Annotated in this window: 16 protein-coding genes and 2 pseudogenes; 9 read left to right on the top strand and 9 right to left on the bottom strand. The window is 71.6% G+C overall.

Going from position 1 to position 16,937, the window contains the following annotated elements; genetic code table 11:
• The first annotated feature begins 55 nt into the window (after positions 1–55).
• From OHT57_RS04740 to OHT57_RS04730, 3 genes are all read left to right on the top strand, one after another.
• The gene (locus OHT57_RS04740; protein ID WP_328744667.1) at positions 56–424 is read left to right on the top strand and encodes a hypothetical protein; all 369 of its coding nucleotides are present in this window, start codon (positions 56–58) and stop codon (positions 422–424) included.
• A gap of 307 nt (positions 425–731) precedes the next feature.
• Positions 732–2,747 carry an NADPH-dependent 2,4-dienoyl-CoA reductase gene (locus OHT57_RS04735; RefSeq protein ID WP_328744665.1) on the top strand — a complete coding sequence of 672 codons (2,016 nt, stop codon included), beginning with the start codon at positions 732–734 and terminating at the stop codon, positions 2,745–2,747.
• Between the two features lie 142 nt (positions 2,748–2,889).
• Positions 2,890–3,432, top strand: a complete 543-nt coding sequence (locus tag OHT57_RS04730; RefSeq protein WP_328744663.1) for a PadR family transcriptional regulator — start codon at positions 2,890–2,892, stop codon at positions 3,430–3,432.
• 6 nt (positions 3,433–3,438) lie between these two features.
• Here OHT57_RS04730 and OHT57_RS04725 read toward each other — a convergent pair whose 3' ends face one another.
• Together OHT57_RS04725 and OHT57_RS04720 are read right to left on the bottom strand one after the other, a co-directional pair.
• Positions 3,439–3,990, bottom strand: coding sequence for a hypothetical protein (locus OHT57_RS04725; RefSeq protein ID WP_328744661.1), 552 nt, complete (start codon positions 3,988–3,990; stop codon positions 3,439–3,441).
• Between the two features lie 167 nt (positions 3,991–4,157).
• A pseudogene (locus OHT57_RS04720) lies at positions 4,158–4,334 on the bottom strand (fibronectin type III domain-containing protein); the annotation flags it as partial.
• A 320-nt stretch (positions 4,335–4,654) separates the two neighbouring features.
• Between OHT57_RS04720 and OHT57_RS04715 the strand changes: the two are divergent.
• On the top strand, positions 4,655–5,353 hold the full coding sequence (locus tag OHT57_RS04715; RefSeq protein WP_328744659.1) for a glycoside hydrolase family 75 protein: 699 nt from the start codon (positions 4,655–4,657) through the stop codon (positions 5,351–5,353).
• A gap of 15 nt (positions 5,354–5,368) precedes the next feature.
• Here the strand turns inward: OHT57_RS04715 and OHT57_RS04710 are convergent.
• The 4 genes and pseudogenes from OHT57_RS04710 to dhaK form a co-directional block, all read right to left on the bottom strand.
• Positions 5,369–5,476 (bottom strand): annotated as a pseudogene (locus OHT57_RS04710) (3-ketoacyl-ACP reductase); the annotation flags it as partial.
• Positions 5,477–5,743: 267 nt separating this feature from the next.
• Positions 5,744–6,154 carry a PTS-dependent dihydroxyacetone kinase phosphotransferase subunit DhaM gene (locus tag OHT57_RS04705; RefSeq protein WP_328744657.1) on the bottom strand — a complete coding sequence of 137 codons (411 nt, stop codon included), beginning with the start codon at positions 6,152–6,154 and terminating at the stop codon, positions 5,744–5,746.
• Complete coding sequence (gene dhaL, locus OHT57_RS04700; RefSeq protein ID WP_328744656.1) at positions 6,147–6,764, bottom strand: dihydroxyacetone kinase subunit DhaL; 618 nt, start codon at positions 6,762–6,764, stop codon at positions 6,147–6,149. Before dhaL ends, OHT57_RS04705 begins: the two co-directional genes overlap by 8 nt.
• Positions 6,765–6,801: 37 nt before the next feature.
• Positions 6,802–7,794, bottom strand: a complete 993-nt coding sequence (dhaK, locus tag OHT57_RS04695; protein WP_328744654.1) for a dihydroxyacetone kinase subunit DhaK — start codon at positions 7,792–7,794, stop codon at positions 6,802–6,804.
• Positions 7,795–8,162: 368 nt separating this feature from the next.
• On the opposite strand from dhaK, the gene OHT57_RS04690 reads away from it, so the two are divergent.
• Positions 8,163–9,044, top strand: a complete 882-nt coding sequence (locus OHT57_RS04690) for an LLM class flavin-dependent oxidoreductase (RefSeq protein WP_328744652.1) — start codon at positions 8,163–8,165, stop codon at positions 9,042–9,044.
• A 234-nt stretch (positions 9,045–9,278) separates the two neighbouring features.
• Positions 9,279–9,986: a FadR/GntR family transcriptional regulator gene (locus OHT57_RS04685; protein ID WP_328744650.1), complete on the top strand. Its 708-nt coding sequence runs from the start codon at positions 9,279–9,281 to the stop codon at positions 9,984–9,986.
• Between the two features lie 155 nt (positions 9,987–10,141).
• Here OHT57_RS04685 and OHT57_RS04680 read toward each other — a convergent pair whose 3' ends face one another.
• Together OHT57_RS04680 and OHT57_RS04675 are read right to left on the bottom strand one after the other, a co-directional pair.
• Positions 10,142–11,515 carry a Tat pathway signal sequence domain protein gene (locus OHT57_RS04680; protein WP_328744648.1) on the bottom strand — a complete coding sequence of 458 codons (1,374 nt, stop codon included), beginning with the start codon at positions 11,513–11,515 and terminating at the stop codon, positions 10,142–10,144.
• 210 nt (positions 11,516–11,725) lie between these two features.
• Positions 11,726–12,721, bottom strand: coding sequence for an Lrp/AsnC family transcriptional regulator (locus OHT57_RS04675; protein WP_328744646.1), 996 nt, complete (start codon positions 12,719–12,721; stop codon positions 11,726–11,728).
• A 159-nt stretch (positions 12,722–12,880) separates the two neighbouring features.
• Here OHT57_RS04675 and OHT57_RS04670 point away from each other — a divergent pair, with 159 nt between their 5' ends.
• Positions 12,881–14,512: an MFS transporter gene (locus OHT57_RS04670; protein ID WP_443053419.1), complete on the top strand. Its 1,632-nt coding sequence runs from the start codon at positions 12,881–12,883 to the stop codon at positions 14,510–14,512.
• Positions 14,513–14,790: 278 nt separating this feature from the next.
• Here OHT57_RS04670 and OHT57_RS04665 read toward each other — a convergent pair whose 3' ends face one another.
• Positions 14,791–15,168 carry a DUF6479 family protein gene (locus OHT57_RS04665; RefSeq protein WP_328744644.1) on the bottom strand — a complete coding sequence of 126 codons (378 nt, stop codon included), beginning with the start codon at positions 15,166–15,168 and terminating at the stop codon, positions 14,791–14,793.
• A 107-nt stretch (positions 15,169–15,275) separates the two neighbouring features.
• On the opposite strand from OHT57_RS04665, the gene OHT57_RS04660 reads away from it, so the two are divergent.
• Together OHT57_RS04660 and OHT57_RS04655 are read left to right on the top strand one after the other, a co-directional pair.
• The gene (locus OHT57_RS04660) at positions 15,276–15,650 is read left to right on the top strand and encodes a ferredoxin (RefSeq protein ID WP_328744642.1); all 375 of its coding nucleotides are present in this window, start codon (positions 15,276–15,278) and stop codon (positions 15,648–15,650) included.
• A gap of 70 nt (positions 15,651–15,720) precedes the next feature.
• The gene (locus OHT57_RS04655; protein ID WP_328744641.1) at positions 15,721–16,899 is read left to right on the top strand and encodes an acyl-CoA dehydrogenase family protein; all 1,179 of its coding nucleotides are present in this window, start codon (positions 15,721–15,723) and stop codon (positions 16,897–16,899) included.
• Positions 16,900–16,937 lie beyond the last annotated feature (38 nt).

Raw genomic sequence — 16,937 nt, 5'->3', positions numbered from 1 at the left:
GCGGTTCGCTGGGAACCCGGTGGTACCGGCCACGGCCACGAAAGGAGCGATCACGATGGATCATGAGCGACCGCGCGAGGAGTCCGTCTCCCTGGAGATCAGCGGATGCAGCAAGGAGGACGCCCGGATCGTCCTCGACGCACTGAGTGCGTGCTACGAGTCCGACCGGGGTGCCGACGACGTGCCGGAGCAGCTTCATGAGAACCGGCCGATGGTGTGGCTCGGCACCTTCGAGGTCACCGACGCGCAGGAGTGCCCGCCGCCGGCGCCGCTGTCGTCCTCCGTCGTCGCCGATGCGCAGGGCGGCTACCAGGCCATCGAGAAGTTCCGGACGACGTTGGACTCGATGTTCACGGTGCGGGATCTCTCGTCCGCGTCAGGGGACCAGGAGCGCGAGCTCCATGTGCGGCTGGAGAGCCGTTGAGGGTGGGCTGACCGGCCGGCCTGCTCCGGGCAGGCCGGCCGATCGGCTGCCCCGCGCTCAGCCCGTGCGCACCGGCACCGCCACCATTTCGGCGACATTCACGTTCGGCGGCGCCGCGGCCGCGAAGGCGATGGCCTCCGCGATGTCCGATGGGCTCAGGGGGCTCAGGTCCCTGGTCCCGCATGCCTCGGACCCACCGTCGTCCCGACGTGGTCCGGATCACCTCCCCCCGGTTGTGCAACTAGTTGCATAAAGATGGTGCGGTCCTCTACAACAGAGGGGCACGAGACCGCGACGGAGGGGCCCCATGAGCCGTTACCCGCACCTGCTGAGCCCGCTCGACCTGGGCTTCACCACGCTGCCCAACCGCGTCCTGATGGGCTCGATGCACGTCGGCCTGGAGGAGGCCGAGCGCGGCTTCGAGCGCATGGCGGAGTTCTACGCCGCACGCGCGCGTGGAGGAGTGGGTCTGATCGTCACCGGCGGTATCGCGCCCAACGACGAGGGGCGGCCCGGCGAGGGCGGCGCCAAGCTCACGACGGACGCGGAGGCCGAGCAGCACCGGCTCGTCACCGACGCCGTACATCGCGAGGGCGGCCGGATCGCGATGCAGATCCTGCACTTCGGCCGGTACGCCTACCACCAGGACCTGGTGGCGCCGAGCCCCCTGCAGGCGCCGATCAGCCCCTTCCCGCCGCGCGAGCTCACCGACGCCGAGGTGGAGCGGACGATCGAGGACTACGCCCGCGCCGCCCGCCTGGCCCGACAGGCCGGGTACGACGGCGTGGAGATCATGGGCTCCGAGGGCTACCTCATCAACGAGTTCATCGCCGCGCAGACCAACCACCGCACCGACGGGTGGGGAGGGCCGTACGAGAACCGCATGCGCTTCCCGGTGGAGATCGTGCGGCGGGTGCGTGAGGCCGTCGGCGAGGACTTCATCATCGTCTACCGGCTGTCGATGCTGGACCTCGTCCCGGGCGGCTCGACGCTCGACGAGGTGATCACGCTTGCCAAGGCCGTCGAGGCCGCCGGGGCCACGATCATCAACACCGGCATCGGCTGGCACGAGGCCCGCATCCCCACCATCGCGACGTCGGTGCCGCGCGGTGCCTACACCTGGGTGACCAAGCGGCTCATGGGCGAGGTGTCGATCCCGCTGGTGACCACCAACCGCATCAACACCCCAGAGCTGGCGGAGGAGTTGCTCGCCGAGGGCTGCGCGGACATGGTGTCGATGGCCCGTCCCATGCTCGCCGACCCCGACTTCGTAGTGAAGGCCGCCGCCGGGACGCCGGAGGCCATCAACACCTGCATCGGCTGCAACCAGGCCTGTCTCGACCACACCTTCAACCTGAAGATCACCTCCTGCCTGGTCAACCCGCGCGCCTGCCACGAGACCGAGCTGGTGCTGGCCCCGACCCGGCTGCGCAAACGTGTCGCGGTCGTCGGCGCGGGACCGGCCGGGCTGGCCTGTGCGGTGTCCGCCGCCGAACGCGGCCACGAGGTCACGCTGTTCGACGCGGCGAGCGAGATCGGCGGCCAGCTCAACGTGGCCCGCCGGGTTCCCGGCAAGCAGGAGTTCGACGAGACGATCCGCTACTTCCGCCACCAGCTCGACGCCCACGGCGTGGACGTACGGCTGAACACCCCAGTGGACGCGGGGGACTTGTCCGCCTACGACGAGGTCGTCGTCGCCACCGGAGTCACCCCGCGCACCCCCGACATCCCGGGCGTCGACCACCCCAGTGTGGTCGGCTACCTCGACGTCCTGCGCGACGACGCCCCCGTCGGCGACCGGGTCGCGATCCTCGGCGCCGGCGGCATCGGCTTCGACGTCGCCGAGTTCCTCACCGACGGCGGCGACAAGGCGAGCGAGGACCCGGCGACGTACTTCCGCCTGTGGGGCGTCGACATGGACTACACGGCACCCGGCGGACTCACCGCCCCCGAACGCCCCGCCCCGCCGCGCTCCGTGCACCTGCTCCAGCGCAAGACCGGCAAGGTCGGCGCCGGGCTCGGCAAGACGACGGGCTGGATCCACCGCGCCGAGCTCAAGCACCGGGGCGTGGGCATGGTGCCGGGTGTGCGCTACGACCGTATCGACGACGCCGGCCTGCACATCACCGTCGGCGAGGAGAGCACGGTCCTGGAGGTCGACACGATCGTTCTGTGCACCGGTCAGGAACCGCGCCGGGGCCTCTACGACGACCTCGTCGCCGCGGGCCGCAGCGCACACCTGATCGGCGGCGCCGACGTGGCCGCCGAACTGGACGCCAAGCGGGCGATCAAGCAGGGCACCGAGGTCGCGGCCGCCCTCTAGGGTGCGCTTCGAAAGTGGCGTCGTCCGCCCGTACGGCAAGCCGGCAACGCGGCTGGGGCCCTTTGGGGGAGTGCGTGCCGGACGCCACCGGGCGGGCGGGACCTTCGGAACACGCCCTGGGCGCCGTCCCTAGGATGACTTCATGTCACTCCCGCACGCGATCCTCACCGCTCTGCTCGAAAGGCCGTCGGCGGGGCTGGACCTGACCCGCCGGTTCGACCGGTCGATCGGCTACTTCTGGTCGGCCTCGCACCAGCAGATCTACCGCGAGCTGGGAAAACTGGAGGCCGAGGGCCAGATCCGGGCCATTCCCGCGGCCCAGCCGACCCGGGGGCAGAAGAAGAGCTACGAGGTCCTGCCCGCGGGCCGCGCCGAACTCGAACGCTGGACGGCCGCAGCGCAGGACCCCAAGCCGCACCGGGACACCATGCTGCTGCGGCTGCGCGCGGCGGCCGTCGTCGGCACAGAGGGCCTCGAAGCCGACCTGCGCCGCCATCTCGACCTGCACCGACGGCAGTTGGCCGAGTACGAGGAGATCCAGGAGCGCGACTTCCCGCCCGGCAACCACAGCGCGCAGGCCAGGCTTCAACACCTGGTCCTGCGCGCCGGCATCGAACTGGAGACCTTCTGGACCCGGTGGCTCACCGAGGCCCTGGAGGAGTTCGCCGAACTCCCCGACAGCTGAGGGCTTTCAGAGCCGGTACGGCCGCGCGCGGCGACGCAGGAACCACGCCGTGGCCACCGTACCGACCGCCACCAGGCCGCCGCCGACCGCAAGCGTCAGGGTGCCGTAGTCCTTGGTCGCGCCGCCGAGTCCGCCCAGGACACCGCGGGAGGGGGAGGCGGAGGCCGTCGCCGAGATCGTGGGCGTCGCGGTCCCCGAGACGATGATCGACTGGGTGCCCGCCGTGCTGTTGTTGTAGGCGCACATCACGATGACCGTGTAGGTGCCGGGGCTCACACTCGACCAGGCCGCGGACTGGAGCGAGGTGGTCCCCGACAGGGCCACCTGGCGTCCCTGGCTGAAGTTGGCCTGACTGCTGTTGAGGAGCGAGGCCGTACCCCAGCCGCCGGTCGTGGCGGTGCGGGAGCATGCCGTGGTCGTGACGGAGACCGTGGATCCGGAGGTGCTCACGGAGATCCCCGACGCCGCGGCGGCCGGCCCGGCGGTCAGGGTGAGCGGCAGCGCGGCGACGGCCGCGACGGTCAGGCCGGAGCGGAGAAGTGGCTGAGTAGTGCGCATGGACTGCCCTCCGACGGCACGGTTGGCGGTACATCCGTGGCGCCGCCGAGGTGGGGGAGGGCCCGTGCTGCCTCAGGGAGAGCCAATGGGTTCGCGGCCCGCTCCGCACGCGGAGCGCCTCCAGGCGGGTGATGCCCTCCTTCGCCCGGCGTAACGCCGAGGGGCCGTCACGGGGCCGCGGGCGTGCCCGTCGTCACCGTCCGCTCCGCCGAAAGACCGCCCCACATGCCGTCGGGCAGCCGGGCCCGGATCCGCACCCGGTGGCTCTCCCCGGCCGTCCGCCCCAGACAGAAGCCGTACGTCGCCGTCCCGCGCGGGGGCGTCCCGCCGAACACGAGCGAGGTAATAGTCCGGACCAATATGGCGCCGGTGGTGTGCTCGCATCAAGGGGGCGGACCGTATCGGTCCGGCCCGGAAGAGGTACGTATGCTGAAGCCCTTCACGGCCGAACTCGCTTTGTAGAACGAGGAGTTCGGGCCGGTGGCGCGGGGCGCTGTCGTCGCTGTTCCCGCGCCGGTGCCGGAGGCCGGGAGGCCTGGGTTCGTCGAGAACCCGGGCCCCCGGTCCCTGCCCCGTCCGGACCCCCTGCGGTGGCCGCCCAGCTGAAGCAGCATCAGATTGGGCTGAGTGTGCGTCACCGTCCCCCAGGAGAGGGTTCCTTATCGTGCGTGTCCAGTCGCTGACGCTGGCCGCGGCAAGCGCCGCTCTGCTCGCTCCCACGATGTCCCCCGCCACGGAGCCGGCCGCCGCCCGGACGGCGCCGGTGGTGCGGGGAGAGGGTGAGGTCAAGGCCGCCGACCTGCTGGCCAGGGTGCGACACTGCACCCCCGTGTCGCGCGGCCGCTACCGCAGTGACGACGGCACGCCCGCGACCATTCCGGTGTGCGGCACCCGGGACGCCGTGTTCTGGAAGGCCGACATGGACATCGACTGCGACGGCCGGCGCGGCCGCCTCTGCAACCGCCGCACCGACCCGCTGTTCTCCGGCGCCACCGCCTACCAGCAGTCCGACGGCCGGTACCTGAGCGCCGAGCGCCTGCCGTACATCGTGGTCCCGACCCCGAGCCGGATCTGGGACTACCGCGACCACGGGGTGCACGGCGGCGCGGTCGCGGCCGTCGTGTACGAGGACCGGGTGCAGTACGCCGTCGTCGGGGACGTGGGGCCGAGGGGCATCATCGGGGAGGCGTCCTACGCCACCGCGGACGCCCTCGGGATCCGACCCGACCCGCGCGGCGGCGGCACGCCCTCCGGCGTCACCTACATCGTCTTCAAGGACTCGCAGGCCAAGCCCATCGAGGACCATGCCGCCGCCGTCGCGGCGGGGGAGCGGCTGGCGGGACTGTTCGTACGGGAGAAATGACCCGGTGAGGGCTCGTCAGACCGCCGACCAGCCGTCGTCGACGGGCAGGACCACGCCGTTGATGTCGCTCGCCGCGTCCGGGGCGAGGAACACGATCGCGGTGGCCTGCTCCTCGGGCCGGGACATCCTGTCCGTCGGTGACATGAATCCTTGGCCCCGGTCGAGCGAGCCGGACTCCCCGGCGAGGCACCGGAGCCGAGGATCCGGGCGGCCATGCTCAACGCGGCCCTGCGCGCGGCCGTCGAGCACCATGCCCGGCGCACCGCCGACGCCCGAACCGGGCGCGCGACGGCGGAGGGCGAGCCGGCCGAGACCTTGCGCTCGGCCCTCGCCGTCGCGGCGGACGGCGTCAGACAGACGCCGGCGTCATTCCTTCTGGTAGCGCCGCTGTCATGCCTTCCGGTAGCTGTACGCCTCCGCGGCGGCAGCCTCCACCGCCGCGAGGTCGGCCCCCGTGGACGCCGTGACCACCGCGGCCACCGCTCCTTCGACGAACGGGGCATCCACCAGGCGGGTGCCGCCCGGGAGTTCGTCGCCCTCCGCCAGCAGCGCCTTGACGGTGAGCACCGCACTGCCGAGGTCGGCGAGGACCGCGACCCCGGCGCCCCGGTCCACGGAGGCGGCCGCGGCCGCGATCAGTTCCGCACTCGTGCCGAGCCCGCCGCCCTCGGTGCCGCCGGCCACCGCGACGGGCACCTCCGTGCCACCGCCCACGAGCCCCTTCGCCAGCTCCGCCACGGACGCGGCGACCGCCGCGCTGTGCGACACCAGCACGATCCCGACCAGCTTCCCCTCACTCACCGGAATCACCGGCCTCACCGGCGGCCTCTGCGAGAGCGCCGATCAGCAGGGACGCCGACGTCGCCCCCGGATCCTGGTGGCCGATGCTGCGCTCGCCGAGATAACTCGCCCTGCCCTTGCGGGCCTGCAACGGCGTGGTTGCCAGGGCCCCCTGCTCGGCGGCCGTCCGCGCCGCCGCGAACCCGGTACCGAGGGCGTCGACGGCAGGCACCAGCGCGTCGATCATGGTCTTGTCGCCCGGGGCGGCCCCGCCCAGCGCCATGACCGCCTCCACCCCCGCCCGCAGCGCCTGCGCGAGCTGCTCCGCACTGACCTCGGCGCCGTCCCCGAGCGCCTTGCCGGTCCGCCGCAGCAGCGTCCCGTACAGGGGGCCCGAAGCGCCGCCGACCGTCGAGATGAGCCGGCTTCCCGAGAGGATGAGGACCGCGCCCGGGGTGTCCGGGGCCTCCTTGTCCAGGGTCGCGGCCACCGCGGTGAACCCGCGCTGAAGATTGCTGCCGTGGTCGGCGTCCCCGATGGGGGAGTCGAGCGCGGTGAGCCGTTCCGCCTCACGTTCCACGGAGGCGGCGGTCGCCGTCATCCAACGGCGGAAGAAGTCGGCGTCGAGCACTGGATCTCCTTGCGTGGTCGGAACGTTGACGGCCTGCTCACACTCCCCAGCGCAGCCCCGGCGTCTTCACCGGCGCGTCCCACAGGCGCAGCAGCTCCTCGTCGACCTGGCACAGGGTGACCGAGGCGCCGGACATGTCGAGCGAGGTGACGTAGTTGCCGACCAGGGTGCGGGCCACGGCGACCCCGCGGTCGGTGAGCACCCGCTGCACCTCGGCGTTGAAGCCGTACAGCTCCAGGAGCGGGGTCGCTCCCAGGCCGTTGACCAGGACGAGTACGGGGTTGCGCGGGCTCATGTCGTCCAGGATCGCGTGCACGGAGAAGTCGGCGATCTCCCGCGAGGTCATCATGGACCGGCGCTCCCGGCCGGGCTCGCCGTGAATTCCGACCCCCAGCTCCAGCTCGCCGGTCGGCAGCTCGAAGGTCGGGCTGCCCTTGGCCGGTGTGGTGCACGCGCCCAGCGCCACGCCGAAACTGCGTGAGTTCTCGTTGACCTGACGGGCGATGGCCTCCACCCGCTCCAGCGGCTGCCCCTCCTCCGCCGCGGCGCCCGCGATCTTCTCCACGAACAGGGTGGCGCCGGTGCCGCGCCGACCGGCCGTGTAGAGACTGTCGGTCACCGCCACGTCGTCATTGATCAGGACCTTGGCGACCTGGATGCCCTCGTCCTCGGCGAGCTCGGCGGCCATGTCGAAGTTGAGCACGTCGCCCGTGTAGTTCTTCACGATGAACAGCACACCGGCGCCGCTGTCCACGGCGGCAGCCGCCCGCACCATCTGGTCGGGGACCGGAGAGGTGAACACCTCACCCGGGCAGGCCGCGGACAGCATGCCGGGCCCGACGAAACCGCCGTGCAGCGGTTCGTGCCCCGAGCCGCCGCCGGAGATCAGGGCGACCTTCCCGGCGACGGGGGCGTCCCGCCGTACGATCACACGGTTCTCGACGTCCACGGTCAACTCCGGATGGGCGGCCGCCATGCCGCGCAGGGCGTCCGCGACCACGGTTTCCGGAACATTGATCAACATCTTCATGGGTACCTCCTGGTGGCACGTGCAGATGGGCCGATGACCTGTGATCGAGCAGTTCAGGGTAGCCAAGGTCAGGTGGCGATCGTCGCGGTGCACGGCGGTCGAGAGCGGGTTCCGGCGGTTTTGACGCCGGCTCGGGCCGACTTTGCGGACGGGACGTCGGGCTGGTGAAGGCGGTCGGAGGTGAGTGGGCCCGGAGTGCTGCTGTCGGCAGTATCGGCCTTGAGGCAGTGAAGGTCACGCGGGGCGACGCATGGACGGTGGCACCCGGAGCCGGCCCGGATACGGGGAGGCGTGTTCCGCGGCGCGATGGTGCGTGCTCCCGTGGACACCGTTGATCGACACCTCGTCCGCCGCATAGGTTTCTCTGTATGACGAACCTGCGGATCGGTGTCATGTACGACCGTGACTGGGCCCCGGAGGGGCTGCCCGGTTTCGCGCGCCGGGCCGAGGCGCTCGGTGTGGACGACCTGTGGGTCGTGGAGGACCTCGGCTGGAACGGCGGGGTGTCCGCGGCGGCTGTGGCGCTGGGCGCGACACAGCGGCTGCGGGTGGGCATCGGCATCGCTCCGGCGCCGTTGCGGAGTCCGGCGTTGCTGGCGATGGAACTGGCCACCCTGGCACGGGTGTTCCCGGGTCGGCTGGTGGCCGGGATCGGACACGGTGTGCGCGAGTGGATGGAGCAGGTGGGGGTGGCGCCCGGCTCGCCCCTCGCTCTCCTGGAGGAGACGATCACCGCCGTGCGCGCACTGCTGCGTGGTGAGAAGGTCGAACTGGACGGACGTGAAGTACGCCTGGAAGGCGTCCAGTTGGTCCATCCTCCGGCAGAGGTCCCGTCGGTCGTAGCCGGCGTCGTCCGGCCCCGCTCCCTTGAACTCTCCGGCCGTGTCGCCGACGGCACCCTGATCGCGGAGGGCCACGGCCCGCGCGACCTGGAGAACGTCCGGGCCCTGACCGCGAAGGGCGGTGCCCGCGCCGACCACACCCTGAACGTGTTCGCCTTCTGCCATGTCGGTGACGACCCCACGGAGGTCGCCCACACCCTTCACCCGCACACCGAGGGCCACGGCAGCTGGCTCGGCCGCCCCCAGGAAGAGGTCTTCACCGTCTCCGGTACGGCGGCCGAGGCCGCCGAGGACGTGCACGCCCTGTCGGCGGCGGGCGCCAACACGGTCGTCCTGCGGGTTGTCGGCCCCGAGCCCCTGGTGCAGCTCGAAGCACTGCTGAAGGCCCTTGGAGACCGCCGGGGCTGATTCCGTCTCCCCGCCGCAACTGGCCCGTACGGTTTCTCGCGGCTCCGGGCCGACGGGGCAGACGCGAACTCCGTCTGGACGTACGGGAGTTGGCGGCACCGGCGATTTACCTGCGACCGGGGATACCTGTATATTTGTCGACTTATTAGCTTATCGTGCGTTTGCTCACTTCTGTAGATCACCTCTCTGTCGGCCCCCGTATGATCGGGCGGCACCCCTCGGAAGGAGGCCCCGGTGTCCCTGACGGACAAAGCCATCGAGCAGATCCGTGAGCTGGTCCGCACGGGTTCGCTGCCTCCCGGCTCGAAGCTGCCGCCGGAGGCCACCCTGGCGGCCCAGCTCGGCCTGTCCCGCAACCTAGCCCGCGAAGCGGTCAAAGCGCTGGCCGTGGCACGGGTCCTGGAGGTCCGGCGCGGGGACGGCACCTATGTGACCAGCCTCCAGCCGAGCCTCCTTCTGGAGGGACTGGGCGGGGCCGTGGAACTCCTCCAGGGGGACTCGGGCGCCCTGCGGGACCTCATGGAGGTACGGCGGCTCCTCGAACCGGTCGCCACCGCGCTGGCCGCGACCCGGATCACCGACGAGCAACTCGCCGAGGTCGAGCGGCACCTGGACGCCATGCGTGAGGCGCGCGACGACGTGGAGCGGCTCAACGCCCATGACGCGGCCTTCCACCGGGCCGTCGTCTCGGCCACCGGCAACGAGTCGCTGCTCGCCGTCCTCGAAGGCATCTCCGGTCGCACGCTGCGGGCCCGCATCTGGCGTGGCCTGGTCGACACCCGGGCCGCGGGGCGCACCCTCGCCGAGCACGAGGCGATCTTCGCGGCCCTGTCCTCACGTGACGCGGCCCTCAGCCAGGCGGCGGCTCTGCTGCACGTGAGCAACACCGAGCACTGGCTGCGGGAACACCTGCGGTCCCTGGAGTCGACCACCGCCTCATAGCCCGGCGGCCCGGAACCGGAATGTCGCGGAACCCCTCGGCGGCGGCGTACGCCCGCACGCCGAGGACTCCCGCAGCGACGCCCACTGCGCCTCGCACAGCTCAGCCGACACACGTCGCCGCATGATGATCCGTCCCCGGTGACCGGGCGACGAGGTCACGCCCGCAGTGGATTGGCCCGGGCCGTCGCTAGGAGGTACCAGGCGGTGGCACCCGCGTGCCGGTAGGGGTAGTAGCCGAACCCGAAACCGGTGTCGAGCGGGCTGCTCGCCGAGACGACTCCGGAGCGGACGGGGAGCGGAGTGCCGCCGATGGTCTGGGTGTCGCCGAGAAGGTCCTGGGCGCGTTCGATCGAGGCGAGCAGACGGTGGGCGCGCTTCTCGTCGCCGGCCGAACCTCGCTCGCGCAGGGCCAGGGCGAGATGGGCGGTGCCCTCGAACCAGACGCCGTTGCGGTCCGGCCTCGGCTGGCCGTCGGCGATCGGGGCGGCCTCGTTCGCCAGCAGACTCGCCGAGCTGAAGGTGACGCCTTCGTAGGACTGACCGGACGGGACCGTGCTGTTGGTGCGGCCGGCCGTGTCCAGTACGGCCAGTTCGGTCGCGGCCCAGTCGAGCGAGCGCGAGTGCGTCCGGGAGTCGAGGGCGAGGTGGGTCCAGGTCTGGGTGTCCTCGGGGACCGGGGACTTGTTGATCGTCACGCCGTCGTTGGAGCCGGTGTAGAAGAAACCACCCGACGGCTCCCACATCTTCCCGACGAACGCTCGCGCCCGTGCGCGGCGCTCCCGCCAGACCCGGTCCCCGGTCAGCCGGGCGAGCCGCCCGAACAGGCCGACCAGGTCGGTGTTGTGCTCGGTCGAGGTGAATGGCAGCCGCTCGTCGGCCCCGTTGACGCCGAACTTGTAACCGCCCAGCGGCTCGTCGGTCCGCCCCACCCGCTCGATCCACTCGCCGATCCGCACCGCGCCGGTGAGGAAGCGCCGCCCACCGGTCCGCTCCGCGAGCGCGCCGAGCGCGATACCGGCCCACGCCATGTCGCCCACCGCGGTGCCGGTGAAGCCGAACTGGGTACCGACATTGGCCGTACCGTCCGCCCGGACGAACCCGTCCGGCTGCGGGGAGCCGTCGTAGAAGGTGTACGGCCCGACGTTGTACGCCTGCCGCAGTCTGCCGTCGTCGTGGGCGGGGTCGTGGGCCTGGGCGTAGAGGAGCGCGTCACCGAGTGCCACGGCCCGGCTCTCGCCCCCGGGGGAGGCGAGGAGGGCCAGGATCGTGAGGGCGTTGTCGTAGGTGAACGCGGTACTGAACAGGCCCGCCTGGTCGGCGTAGCTCTGCGCGAGCCGGATGGTGCCGTGGTCCGGGTAGGCGTCCATGGCGGCGGCGAGGAAAGTCCGCGCGCGGCGTGGCGCGGAGGCCGCCGACCCGCCCTGCGCCGCCCGTGCCGGGCCGGCGCCGGTCGCAGTGAGGACCGTGGCACCGAGGCCGGTCGCGATGAGCGTACGGCGGCTGAGGGGCCGGCGTGGGCTGCCGTTCATGGGACTCCTCGGAAGGACGGGCCGGAAGCGTGAGAGCGCTCTCAAAGGGGCGGGATCATTCTGCTGTCGCACCCGGTGCGGGTCAACGTCCGCGATCCGAACAGCAGTTGTCTCCTTGCCCCGTGGCCGGCGTGACCGGATGCGGCCGACGGAGTCGAGCGGTCCGGGGATGGTGCGTCGTCCTGCCTGATGCCGGCCTTCGGGCGGCTGCTATGCAGGGCTCGACGGGATCAGTCTGCCGTGCGCGATGAGCGAGGCGGCCTGCTTGAGGCGGCGGACCCGGATGCTGACGCTGTAGGCGTCGATGCCGGGCACGGCGGCCACGCGGGTGGTGAGGTAGCGGTAGAGGTCCTCCGCGTCCCGGCAGGTGACGACGACCATGATGTTGTCCTCGCCGCTCTTGGCGCAGGCGAAGGCCACCTCGTCGTGGCCCGCCAACTCCTCGCCGACCTGGCGGAGATGAGCCGGGGTGACGCGCAGCCAGAGGGTGGCGTTGAGGTGGTGGCCCAGGCGTTCGGCGAGCAGGTCGATGTCGTAGGACAGGGCTCCCGATGACTCCAGGGCGGCGAGCCGGCGGGCGACGCGTGCCGTGGACCAGCCGGTGAGTTCGGCGAGCCGGGTGTGGGTGGTACGGCCGTCCTCGGCGAGCGCGTCGAGCAGCGGGGTGTCCTCGGCGCCGGGCGGGTCCTGGGGCCCGGTGGGCGTGGCCGACCGGTCATCGGTGAGCAGGTCCACCTGCTCGGGAGTGAGGTGACCGCCGTAGCCGCCCCATCCGGAGAAGCTGTCGGTGCCGAAGGGGTGGATGAGCAGGTCGATGCTGACGTCCAGCACCGAGGCGGCCTTGGGCAGCTGCCGCAGCAGGATGTCGTCGCGCGCGGCGTCGACCGGCGAGTGGATCATGCAGATGATCTCCGAGCCGCCGGACGCGAGACCGACGTAGGCGATGTCGGGCCGGCGGGTGAGGGCGTCCGCCAGCGAAGCGACCCGGTCGGGGCGGCAGCGGATGCGGGTGATCCAGCGCGCCAGCCCGTGCGCCTCCGGGTTGACCAGGCCAACCACCCGCATCACTCCCTCGCGCCGCAGAGCCTGATAGCGGCGGGCAGCGGTCTGCTCGGACACCCCGGCGACCTCGCCGATGAGCCGGAACGAGGCACGCGGGGAGTGGTGCAACGCACGGAGGATTCTTCTGTCGATCTCGTCGGCCATGGGGGAAGTCTGACAGCAGAGGCGGCCTCGATAGAGGTTTACGTTCGTTCATGGCTGCAGCGTTGGGGATTCGGCCCGGTGTCGCCGAAGCTGGGGCGCCCGAGATCCCCAGCAGCAAGTGAACGACCGCGGTGCGCGTCGCCGTAGAGGAGAGTTCCCGTGAATGTCACAACCCCGGCAAGCGGGTCGGCCGAGCGGCGGGCTGCCACGCTCGTCATGGCCTGCCTCGGCGTCTTCGTCGCCTATCTGCCGGTCACCACGGTCGCCGTGAGCCTGCCCGTCATCCAGTCGGCGCTGGGTGCCACGACCGCCCAACTGTCCTGGGTGCAGGACGCGTTCGTCCTTCCCATGGCCGCGTTCATCCTGACTGCCGGTGTCGTCGGTGACGTCTACGGACGCAAGAAGGTGTTCCTGGGCGGGCTGCTGTTCTCCGCGGCCGGTGCCACCGTCGCGCTCACCGCCCAGTCGGTGCAGATGCTGTGGGTCGGCCAGGCTCTCGCCGGACTCGGCGCGGCCACGCTGCTGCCCACCACGCTGGCGCTGATCAGCCACTCGGTGCCCGACCACCGGGAGCGCGGCAAGTTCATCGGCCTGTGGGCCACCTCGCTGATGGCGGCGCTCGCCGTCGGCCCGATCATCGCCGGAGTGATCCTCGACCACTACGCCTGGCGCTGGATCTACCTGCTGGCGATCCCCGTCTCGCTGCTCGCCGCAGGCATCGCCGCCGGACTGCTGACCGACTCGCGCGCGCCCTTCGAGCGGCGGCTCGACTGGCCCGGCCAGATCACCGCCACGGTGACCGTCACCGCCCTGGTCTACGGCGTCATCGAGGGCGGAGCCGACTCCTTCACCGGCCCGAAGGTGCTGACGGCCCTCGCGGTGGCTGTCGTCGGCGGTGTCGCCTTCGTGCTCGCGGAACGGCGCAGCGACAGTCCGATGCTCGACCTCGCACTGTTCCGCAGCCCGGCCTTCACCGCCACCACGGTCGTCGCGATGATGACCTTCCTCGCGCTGATCGGCTTCTTCTTCCTGCTCAGCCTCTACTTCGGGATGGTGCAGCGACTCGACACCCTGGAGGCGGCCCGGCGACTGCTGATGGTGACCGCGTGCGCTCTCCTGGTCGGCGGGCCGGTGGGACGCCTCATGCACCGGATATCCGCTCGCGTGCTGATCACGGGCGGTCTGCTCCTTGTCTCGGCCTCGCTGTTCGCACTCATCGGCGTCGACGCGGACACCTCCTTCATGTCACTGGCCTGGCGGCTGGTGCCCCTGGGGCTCGGAATGGGGGTGGTCATGACCCCGATGACCGCGACGGCCGTGGCCTCCGTGCCGCACCACCTCGCCGGCATGGCCGCGGCGGGCAACAACGCCTTCCGGCAGGTCGGCGGCGCGCTCGGCCCGGCCGTCCTGGGCGCCCTGCTGACCACCCGGGCGCTGCACACCTTCCCCGCTCACCTGGCCGAGGCCGAAGTGAGCGGGCCGGCAGGGGAACGGGTCCTCGCGGCGGCGGACCAGGGAGGGCTGGGCGCGGTCGCCGGGCTCGACCTGGGCGCGGACACGGGGCGGGCCATGGGTGCCCTGAGCGAGGCCTTCCTGGACGGGCTGCGGCTGAGCCTGACGGTCGCCGGCGCACTCACCCTGCTCGCCGCGCTGGTCGCCCTCGTGCTGCTCCGCCGCCCCCGGAGCGCGGGGGCCGGACACACGCAGATCGCCGCGTCGAACCCGGCAGGTGGTGGCGTCTCCGCCGAGGCGGCTACGGCGACGGCGGCGGGGAGCCGCGGGGAGCGTTGAGGGCAGGCCCTCCCGGTCGTACGACACCCCGTTGACCTCCGTACCCCCTGGGTACCCATACGCCATGAACACGCCCTTCCCGCCCCACGCGCTGCACGACTACGCGCTGCTGGTCGACGGAGAGCGCGGGGCGCTCATCGGGGCCATCGGGTGGCTGTGCGCGCCCAGCTGGCACGACGAGGCGGTCTTCGCCGCCCTGGTCGGCGGGCGGGGCGCGTACGCCATCACCCCCAAGGGCCGGTATGTAGTGCCGGGGCACCTTCACGTGGCCGGACACGTCAGCTGCGCCCCGGGCCCCCGCTGCCGAAGCCCCCGCTGCCGCCCTCGTCCCAGCGGGGCCGCTCCTGCGACGAGCCCGTCCGGGTCGGACTGTTGCCGTGACCCGGCAGCTCGTGCGGGGTCAGCCGGGTGTCACTCCTGGGCATCTCGTCGGCCTCCCGGTGCTCCCGGACCTCACGGACCGGTCCGCCCTCCGGCAGTTTCGGCTGTTCCTCGGGAGTGGGCGGGCGCGACTCGTTGCGCCTGACCCGGGCGCCCAGCCAGAAGGCGCCGATCAGGACCGCGACGATCACCACACCCGCCACGATCAGCCCGGCCGCGAGGCCGCCCCGGCCCGCGGCGAGGTCCATCCATTCGGTGTTCACGGCTTGGTTCATGCCACGCGAGTACCCCTGGCACCCCGGGCGAACCGACTCGGCCCACCCGGACGGAAACCCCCCAGAACACCGGGTTTGACGGCCCGGACCCCGGCTACCCGACCGGTGTGACGACGACTACTTCCCAACAGGAACTCTTCCGCTTCCTGGAGGACCGCTTCGCGTGTGCCCAGGCGTGCACCGAGTGTGCACGTGTCTGTGCGCTGCGTGCGAGCCTGGTCGATCCGGACGGCGACGAGGAGCAGGAACTACTGCGCCGCAAGGGCATCATGTGCGCGGAGGTGTGCGACGCGACCTGTCGTGTGCTCTCCGAGGAGAACCATCTCGACGAGGCCGGGATCCGCGCCCAGCTGGAATGGTGCCGATCGGTCTGCCTGGAGTGCGCCCAGGTCCTCGACCTGCATGCCGGCAACGAGGACGCGGCCAAGGCGTGCCGCGAGTGCGCCCAGGAATGCACGGACTTCATGGCGACCCTCGCCTGACCGTTCCCAATTTCTGGAACACGTTCTACCGTGTGCGCCGTCAGGACCGGCCCGGGAGCCTGGAGGCGTCGTGCATCTCGACCACACACCCGAACAGCATCGGCTGCGCACCGAACTGAGCACGTACTTCGCCGATCTGGTCCCGGACAACGCGCACGCCCGTTTCACCGACCGGGACGCCCAGAAGCGCTTCTACCGCGACACCATCCGGCGCCTCGGCGCGGACGGCTGGCTCGGGGTGGGCTGGCCCAAGGAGTACGGCGGCCGCGGCCTGACCGCGACGGACCAGTTCATCTTCTTCGACGAGGCCGCCCAGGCCGGCGTACCGCTGCCTCTGATGGCCCTGAACACCGTCGGCCCGACGATCATGCGGTACGGCACCGACGAGCAGAAGTCCTGGTTCCTGCCGCGCATCCTCGCCGGTGAGATCGACTTCGCGATCGGCTACAGCGAGCCCGACGCGGGCACCGACCTGGCGGCCCTGAAGACCCGCGCGGTACGGGACGGCGACGACTACGTCGTCAACGGCCACAAGATCTGGACCACCAACGGCGACACCGCCGACTGGGTCTGGCTCGCCGTCCGCACCGACCCCGACGCCCCGCCGCACAAGGGCATCACCATGCTCCTGATGCCGACCACCGACCCCGGCTACTCCTGCACGGTCATCAACACCCTCGCCTCGCACGACACCACGGCCAGCTACTACGAGAACGTCCGCGTCCCCGTCTCGCACCGCGTCGGCGAGGAGAACCAGGGCTGGCGGCTGATCACCAACCAGCTCAACCACGAGCGGGTCACGCTCGCGGCCCACGGCACGATGGCGATCCGCGCCCTGCACAACGTGCAGCGATGGGCGGCGGAGACCAAGCTCGCCGACGGCCGCCGCGTGATCGACCTGCCCTGGGTGCGCCGCCGCCTCGCCCAGACCCACACGCGTCTCGACGCGCTCAAACTCCTCAACTGGCGGATGGTGGGCGCCGTCCAGGACGGCACCCTCACCCCGCAGGACGCCTCCGCGGTCAAGGTCTACGGCTCCGAGGCCCGCCGGGACGCCTACGCGTGGCTCATGGAGATCGTCGCGGCGGCCGGCGCCCTGAAGGAGGGCTCGGAGGGTGCCGTCCTCCACGGCGAACTGGAGCGCGGCTACCGTTCGGCGGTGATCTTCACCTTCGGCGGCGGCAACAACGAGATCCAGCGGGAGATCATCTCTTGGATCGGTCTGGGTATGCCGCGCGTACGGCGGTAGCCCGCTGTGGTCGGGTAGCCGGATCACGTTGCCGTGAC

This window comes from Streptomyces sp. NBC_00285 (genome assembly GCF_036174265.1).
Lineage (GTDB): Bacteria > Actinomycetota > Actinomycetes > Streptomycetales > Streptomycetaceae > Streptomyces.
This window is presented reverse-complemented; position numbering and strand designations above follow the sequence as displayed.